Origin of the sequence: Deinococcus aerophilus, from assembly GCF_014647075.1 — a bacterium.
GTDB lineage: Bacteria > Deinococcota > Deinococci > Deinococcales > Deinococcaceae > Deinococcus > Deinococcus aerophilus.
Window position 1 is genome coordinate 20,268 of sequence record NZ_BMOM01000035.1, and the last position, 6,974, is coordinate 27,241.

Sequence of the window (6,974 nt, forward strand, 5' to 3'; positions counted from 1 at the left end):
TGAAATGTAAGTCGGCTGTGATCTTAATGATGAGAAAATTGAAGTGTTTATGAAGAGCGCTGATTCCTTCCTCGATGAGCCGGGTCAGGAACTGCCGTGGAACAGTCTTCGGCACAGTTCAGATGCCGTCATTGCTCTTGATCAGCACGAAAACATTCAGCACTTCAACGCCGCCGCCGCCGACCTGTATGGCCTGAGCCCCGACCGGGTCGGGCTTCCCTTTGCAGATCTGGTCCGGACCCAGTTCCTGAGTGCGGCCGACCAGGCCGCGGCCGCAAACGCCCATACCGGACGGCAGATCTGGTCCGGAGAGGTCCGGCAGCACCTTTCCAGCGGCGCAGCCCTGCTCGTTCAGCTCACCAGTCTGTTCTACCCGGCCTCGGAGAGCGGGCTGCGGGAAGAATATTGCGTGAAAATCGTGCGCGACATCACCCAGCGCTCGATTGAGGAAGACCGCCTGCGGTTGCTTGAGGGTGTAGCCCTTCACGCCAATGACGCCATATTGATCACGGAAGGGCGTCCAATCCACGCGCCCAGTGGGCCCAGGATCATTTACGCCAATGAGGCCTTCACGAGGATGACGGGCTACAAGGAGGGGGAGATCATCGGGCAGACCCCGAGAATTCTCCAGGGCCCAGACACCTCACGGGCTGCCCTCGACCTGATCCGGGAGGCGCTGGAACACTGGCGGCCCATCCAGATCGAACTCCTGAATTACACCAAGGACGGCACGCCCTTCTGGGTCGAGCTGTCCATTGCCCCCCATGGGGACCGGCAGGGCTGGTACACGCACTGGATCTCGATCCAGCGGGACATCACCGAGCGGAAGATCGTCGATGAGCGGCTGCGGTTGCTGGAGACGGTGGTGGTGCACGCCAACGACGCCATTGTGATCAGTGAGGCGGAACCAGTAGACGATCCAGGCCCCCGCGTGGTGTACGTCAACCAGGCCTTCACGCACATGACCGGTTACACGTTCGCTGAGGTCGTTGGGAAAAATCCCAGGCTGCTGCAGGGACCGGACACAGACCCGGCTGTCAAGGCGCGCATCCGCAGCGCTCTCAAGGCCTGGACGCCGGTCAGCGAGACGCTGCTGAATTACCGCAAGGACGGCCGGCCCTTCTGGGTTCACCTCTCGATCACGCCCGTGGCCGACGAGACGGGCTGGTACACCCACTGGATCAGCATCCAGCGGGACGTCACAGAGCAACATCTGCAGCTGGAACTGGAATGTGACCAGCGGGCCATCATGGAACTGGCGACCAGAAACCGCCCGCTGGCCGATGTTCTGAACGCGGTGTGTGGACTGCTGTCCAAACGCTTTCCAGACAGCATCACGGTGGTGGCAGTGCAGGAAGGCGACCAACTGCACATCCAGGGCGTGAACAACGCTTCACGTGCATTACAGGCCTGCGGCCCACGGGTCCTGGATCAGAAAGACAGTACGCTGGAACGGTCCATCCAGCAGCGCCGCTGCGTCATTCTTGAAGACATCGGACAGGAACCCCACAGAACGAGGGCACAGGAGTTTCGCCGTGAACACGGCCTCCGGAGCGCCTGGGCCGTTCCCCTCCTGACGTCTCCAGACGAGGCGGTCGGTGCGCTGGGCATTTACGGCCGGACTGCCTGTGAACCACAACCGGCGGAACTGCAATTTCTGCAGGATGTCGCGCGGCTGACCGCCATTGTGGTCGAGCGGTACAGGTCTCAGGACAACCTGCAGCGGCTGGCGCTGTACGACAATCTAACGGGGCTTCCAAACCGCGTGCTGTACAAGGAACTGCTTGATCAGATGGTCAGCCGGGCCAACCGGGACGGCGACTGCGTGATGGTGGGCCTGATGGATCTCGACCGGTTCAAGACCATCAACGACAGTCTGGGGCACAGTGCGGGCGACCTGCTGCTGACCCAGGTGGCGGCCCGGCTCAAGGAAAACACGCGGGCCGAGGACGTGGTGGCCCGCATGGGCGGCGACGAATTCACGCTGCTCTTTCCCATGAAATCACCAACGCCACAGAACATGACTGCCACGGCGCAGCGGCTGATGACCCTTTTTGATCGGCCCTTTGAACTCAACGGGCAGGAAGTCTTCATCGACGCCAGCCTGGGACTGGCGCTGAGCCGGGAAGACGGCAACAGCGCCGAGGAGCTGATGGTCCGCGCCGACATGGCGATGTATCAGGCCAAACGGGAGGGGGTCCGGTTTGCCCGGTTCGACCGCACCACCCGGAGCCTCTCGCCCCAGCAGCTCACGCTGGAAGCCGATCTTCACTACGCCCTGCAGCGTCAGGAGCTGGAAGTGTTCTACCAGCCGATCTACGACGCCGGGAACCACCGCGTGAGCAGTGTCGAGGCGCTGCTGCGCTGGAACCACCCCCGACTGGGCCGCGTCTCCCCTGCCGAGTTCATTCCCCTGGCGGAGAGCAGTGGGCTGATCCTGACCATCGGCAGCTGGGTTATTCAGCAGGCCTGCCGGCAGCTCAGCCTCTGGCATGAACATACCCCCGGCCTCTCGGTCAGCGTCAATCTGAGCGCGAGGCAGTTTCGCCACAGAGATCTGGTTGGCGTGGTGCGCCAGAGCCTGGAGGCCAATGGCCTGCCACCGGACTGTCTGGTTCTTGAGATCACCGAGGGCATCCTCGTCGACGTTCCAGATGCCGAGCAGGTGCTGCATGAGTTCCGACAACTCGGCATCAACATCTCCCTGGATGACTTTGGAACGGGATACAGCAGCCTGAGTTATCTTCGCCGCTTTCCACTGACCCACCTCAAGATCGACAAGTCGTTTCTCGAGGGTCTGGAGGAGGGTGGAACGAACGCCAGCATCGTTCGCTCGGTGGTCACCCTGGCCCATTCACTCGGGCTGCATGTCACGGCCGAAGGAATAGAAACCCAGGCCCAGGCCGACTATGTCCATGCCGTCGGGTGCAACAATCTGCAGGGCTACCTGCTGGCAAGGCCCATGCCCGCCCAGCAGTGTTCGGAGTTGCTCAGGGCGGCGTCCGGCGTCATGGTCAGGGTCGGCTGATCCACGGGCCCGGACTCTGCCGTCTCCCCTTGCTATGGCGCTGGCGCATCCGGGTGCGCCTCTTTCCGGAGCAGGGGTCCACCGCTCAGGCTCCAGACCGCTCCCAGTGCCAGGCCCACGAGCAGGTGAAGGGACCAGGTGTAAGCGCCGGTCAGGGTGTAGAGCAGCCCCACGCCCAGAGGCGTCACGGCCTGGGCCAGATTGACCGGTCGGGCGAGCCGTCCGTTTGCCGTCCCAAACAGTTCCGGGGGGTAGTGGTGGGCCAGCAGTTCGGTGCGGGCCAGCGTCAACGCCCCGCTGGCAAGCCCGAAGGCCACGATTCCGGCGGCGCTGAGCGCGGTGGTCGCCGGAAAATGGAGGACCGCCGTGCCCACGCCCATCAGGCCCACCAGCCCCAGGGTCAGGGGCCACAGGCCAAGCCGTTCGAGCAGCGGCACAAAGAGTATTCGCCCCGGCAGGGCCGCCAGCCCCAGCAGCCCGGTCAGGCCCGCCGCCACGGCAGGCGGATGTCCGGCGGTCAGCAACAGCGGGGCCAGCTGCACCCCCACCCCGACGGTCACCACCCGGGCCAGCGTGAATGCCAGCGTCAGCCGCCCGAAGAGCGGATCGGGCGTGAACGGTGCCGCCGCGCCCTGGGCGGCTGGGGGGGCGCGGTCCGGGACCGCCCACCAGATGAGCAGGCCCGTGAACAGCAGCACAGCAGACAGACCGAGCAGCGCGGCCGTGAGCCCACCGCCGCCCAGCAGCGCCGTGGTGAGCGGCACAAAAACGGTGCTGGCGAGTCCAGCGACCAGGGTCACCGTCAGGGTGGCCGGGCGGCGGGCCGCTGCGGCCACCTGCTGGCGCAGCACGGTAAAGACCGCCTCGTAGAAGGTCAGGCCCATCGAGACGCCTGCGAGCAGCCACGCGAACACGAACAGCAGGTAATGTGACGTCAGGGCCAGCAGCAAGAAGGCCAGGCTGCCCAGCAGCGCGCCCAGGCTCAGCCAGCGCGCTCCCCGCCCGGTGTCCAGCACGCGGCCAACCCACGGGGCAAGTCCGGCCGTAAGCAGCAGGGCCAGCGTGAAGGCCAGACCCGTCTGGGTGCGGGTCCAGCCGTGGGCTTCCTCGAAAGCCACCGCCAGCAGCGGCTGCGCGTAGTACAGCGCGCCGTAACCGACGGTGGCGAGCATGGCCAGGGACCACACCACCCGGTGCGGACCGACCGGGGAAGGGGGATTCACTGCAACCGGATCGGTTCGGCGGGCGCCGTCACCGCCGGTGCACAGCAGCCGCTGTCCGGAACGCAGCCCTGGTCCGCAGCGTCCTTACCAGCGTCCGCGGGCAGACCGCACGCCGCGCTCGCCTTGCACTGCACTCCGGGCAGGCGCAGATGAACGATCAGCCGCTGTGGCTGCACTTCCAGGTGGCTGACGTGGTACTGCAGCGCCGCTGCCTCGGCGTTGCCGTATTCGAACCTCACCTCGGCTTCGGGCCGCACCGGGATGTGGCGGGTCACGCGGTCGTAGATGGCCAGAAACTTGCGGTTGGTCATGAAGCCGGCCTGAGCTTCTTCCGCGGTGCCGTCCATCAGCTGGATGACCGTTTCCCGCCAGGCCGCTGCCTTTCCGCCACAGTCCATGGCCTCGATGCTCACGGCCTTGACCTCGGTGACGTGGTAGCCGGCACCGACCAGCTGCTGACCGTTGAGGTGAAATTCGAGGGGACGCTGGGCCGGGGCACGCAGGGCGTCGATGAGCACGCCGGTAGAGGTCGCTTCGTTGAGGCCGGGAATAAGGGGGGCGGTCTGGGTCATGGGGACTCCTGAGGGGCAAGAGGGTTTGGGGGGAGGTCACGGAGCGGGCGGCAAGCAACCCGGTGGGCACAAGGAAAACCTTGGGTTGGCGTATTTGAGTCACCGCAGGGGGACATGGCAGACACGTCCGGCTGCTGGTGGACCGGGTCCGCTGAGGTGGGCCGGGGTGCCCTGCGGCAGAACCCGGCTCACCGGTCCCCCGCGGCGCGGCACTGGCCTTCATGGAGTTCTGCCGTCAGCGCCGCCTGGAGCGCTTCCAGCAGCTGCAGGGTCTGCCCCCGCTGCGCCCCGGGCAGGCGCGCCAGCACCCGCTGGGCCTGTCCATCCAGTTCCCCGCTCAGGGCCTGGGCCTGCTGCACTCCGGCCGGGGTGAGTTCAAGCAGCAGGGCGCGGCGGTCGGCAGGGTGCGGCGCCTTGATCAGCAGGCCCTCTTGAACCATGCTGTCGGTGGTCCGGCTCAACCATGCCTTGTCCAGATTCAGGCTGCGGGTCAGGGTGGCCAGGGTCTGGTTGCCCTCGCGGGCCAGGGTGGTCAGAACGCTGCACTGCGTCGCGGAATTCACGTCACAGCACGCGAAGTTGAGCTGCTGAAGCTCGGTCATCAGGCGTGCGATGGTTCGCAGCGATTCCCCTGCCCGGGAAGTTTCCATTTCCACTTCCACTTCGTTGTCATGCGCAACATTCATGGCCGTACGTTAGTCGGAATCAATTTAGTTGTCAAGGGCAACGATGTGCGGAAGATGGTCGAGGGCCACCCCTTGCCTCGGGTTTTCCTGCCCACGCGCTGCTCGACTGATCGCCACTTCTGCACGCAGGGATGGGGGCACCACGCCAGAGGGGCGCAGAATGCCGTTGCCGGGCATGATTGCTGCGCAGGGCGTCCGGAATCTTCCGGTGATCCCTCCCTCTGTGGCCGAGAGGCGGGATGGATCTGAACTTCACGGTTCCACCATCCGGCACCAAAACATCTCTGCTCTTGTGTGCAATCACTTTTGTGTGAAACTGCATTTCATTACGGATGTACGGATGTGAGATGCTGAACGTGTGAAAGTGATCAGTGTGTTGAGCCGCAAGGGCGGTGTGGGCAAGACGCTTCTGTCGGTGGGGATCGCGCAGGTGCTCGGAGAGCGGGGCCACCGGGTGGCGCTGCTTGACCGGGACCCGGAAGGCAGCGCCATGGGCTGGCAGCATGGCGCTCAGGCTGTGGGCACAGCCCTTCCCTACCAGGTCATCGGGCCCATTGAGGCGACCCGACTGGACCGCGTGGAATTCCTGGTGGTGGATACGCCACCCAATGACATGCGCACGCTGCAGGACACGGCCCGGCAGTCTCATGTGCTGCTCGTGCCCCTGTTGCCCGGAGCCGGCGAGATGGACCGCCTGCAGGAGACGGTCCAGGCCTTGAGCAAGGTCGAGCTACAAGATGGCGTGCAACTGGGTTTTGTGCTCAACCGGCTCGAACACGACAACGTCAGCAGCGCCATGAAGCCGGCTCTGGAGGAACTGGGATACCCGGTGGTGGCACAGATCCGCAAGGCCGTGGATTACCAGCGCGCATTCGGCCAGTTGATCCCGGCGCACCTGACCGCCCCGTTCCGCGAGGCGCTTACTGCCCTGGAGGTGCTGGAATGACCCGCAAGCAGACGGACGCAAACAGCATTCTGGGGGCCGCGCGCCGTTCTGCAGACGTGCTCCGTCCCCAGACAGAGGCGGCCCCGCCCGAACTCCAGCCGGCACCGCCCGAGCGGCGCGTCAATGTCGCGCTGCGGGCACAGACCCACAAGCGGCTCAAGCTGCTCGCGGTCCAGCGCGACCTGACCGTACAGGAGCTTGCAGAGCAACTGCTGACGGCAGCCCTGAGCGCCCAGGAAGACACCTCCACCGAACGGTAATTGTGTCTGTGTGCGACATTTCAAAATTGTGATGAAACATTTTCACACAAATGTGTGATCGCAGCAAGCGGTGCTGGGACACTTTTTTGAGCTGATCCTGATGGCACGGGGGCAGCACTCAAGACCCATTGCGCAGTTGAGGTGAATTGGGCAGAGTGGGGGCATGCTTCAGGTGTCTCGCCTCATGCAGCGTTCCCGGTCCTTTGAGTCGCTCTGCGGCCTGAATCCTGACGAATTCACAACCCTGGCAGAACAGCTC

Annotated in this window: 6 protein-coding genes; 3 read left to right on the forward strand and 3 right to left on the reverse strand. The window is 64.7% G+C overall.

Annotated elements, in window-relative coordinates; genetic code table 11:
• The first annotated feature begins 49 nt into the window (after positions 1–49).
• Entirely contained in the window at positions 50–3,028 is a 2,979-nt protein-coding gene (locus IEY21_RS14660) for a bifunctional diguanylate cyclase/phosphodiesterase (protein WP_188905094.1), read from the forward strand.
• A 32-nt stretch (positions 3,029–3,060) separates the two neighbouring features.
• Here the strand turns inward: IEY21_RS14660 and IEY21_RS14665 are convergent, their stop codons facing one another.
• The 3 genes from IEY21_RS14665 to IEY21_RS14675 form a co-directional block, all read right to left on the reverse strand.
• On the reverse strand, positions 3,061–4,251 hold the full coding sequence (locus IEY21_RS14665) for an MFS transporter (RefSeq protein ID WP_229753129.1): 1,191 nt from the start codon (positions 4,249–4,251) through the stop codon (positions 3,061–3,063).
• The gene (locus IEY21_RS14670; protein WP_188905095.1) at positions 4,248–4,823 is read right to left on the reverse strand and encodes a DUF6428 family protein; all 576 of its coding nucleotides are present in this window, start codon (positions 4,821–4,823) and stop codon (positions 4,248–4,250) included. The genes IEY21_RS14665 and IEY21_RS14670 overlap by 4 nt, the downstream gene beginning before the upstream one ends.
• 188 nt (positions 4,824–5,011) lie before the next feature.
• On the reverse strand, positions 5,012–5,509 hold the full coding sequence (locus IEY21_RS14675) for a MarR family winged helix-turn-helix transcriptional regulator (protein WP_188905096.1): 498 nt from the start codon (positions 5,507–5,509) through the stop codon (positions 5,012–5,014).
• 358 nt (positions 5,510–5,867) lie between these two features.
• On the opposite strand from IEY21_RS14675, the gene IEY21_RS14680 reads away from it, so the two are divergent.
• On the forward strand, positions 5,868–6,455 hold the full coding sequence (locus IEY21_RS14680) for a ParA family protein (protein ID WP_188905097.1): 588 nt from the start codon (positions 5,868–5,870) through the stop codon (positions 6,453–6,455).
• Entirely contained in the window at positions 6,452–6,715 is a 264-nt protein-coding gene (locus IEY21_RS14685) for a hypothetical protein (protein ID WP_188905098.1), read from the forward strand. The genes IEY21_RS14680 and IEY21_RS14685 overlap by 4 nt, the downstream gene beginning before the upstream one ends.
• The last annotated feature ends 259 nt before the right edge of the window (positions 6,716–6,974 follow it).

Bases quoted from the DNA above. Each gene is read 5' to 3' on its own strand.
- IEY21_RS14675 (WP_188905096.1), bottom strand. From the start codon at position 5,509: ATGAATGTTGCGCATGACAACGAAGTGGAAGTGGAAATGGAAACTTCC.
- IEY21_RS14660 (WP_188905094.1), top strand. From the start codon at position 50: ATGAAGAGCGCTGATTCCTTCCTCGATGAGCCGGGTCAGGAACTGCCG.
- IEY21_RS14685 (WP_188905098.1), top strand. From the start codon at position 6,452: ATGACCCGCAAGCAGACGGACGCAAACAGCATTCTGGGGGCCGCGCGC.
- IEY21_RS14670 (WP_188905095.1), bottom strand. From the start codon at position 4,823: ATGACCCAGACCGCCCCCCTTATTCCCGGCCTCAACGAAGCGACCTCT.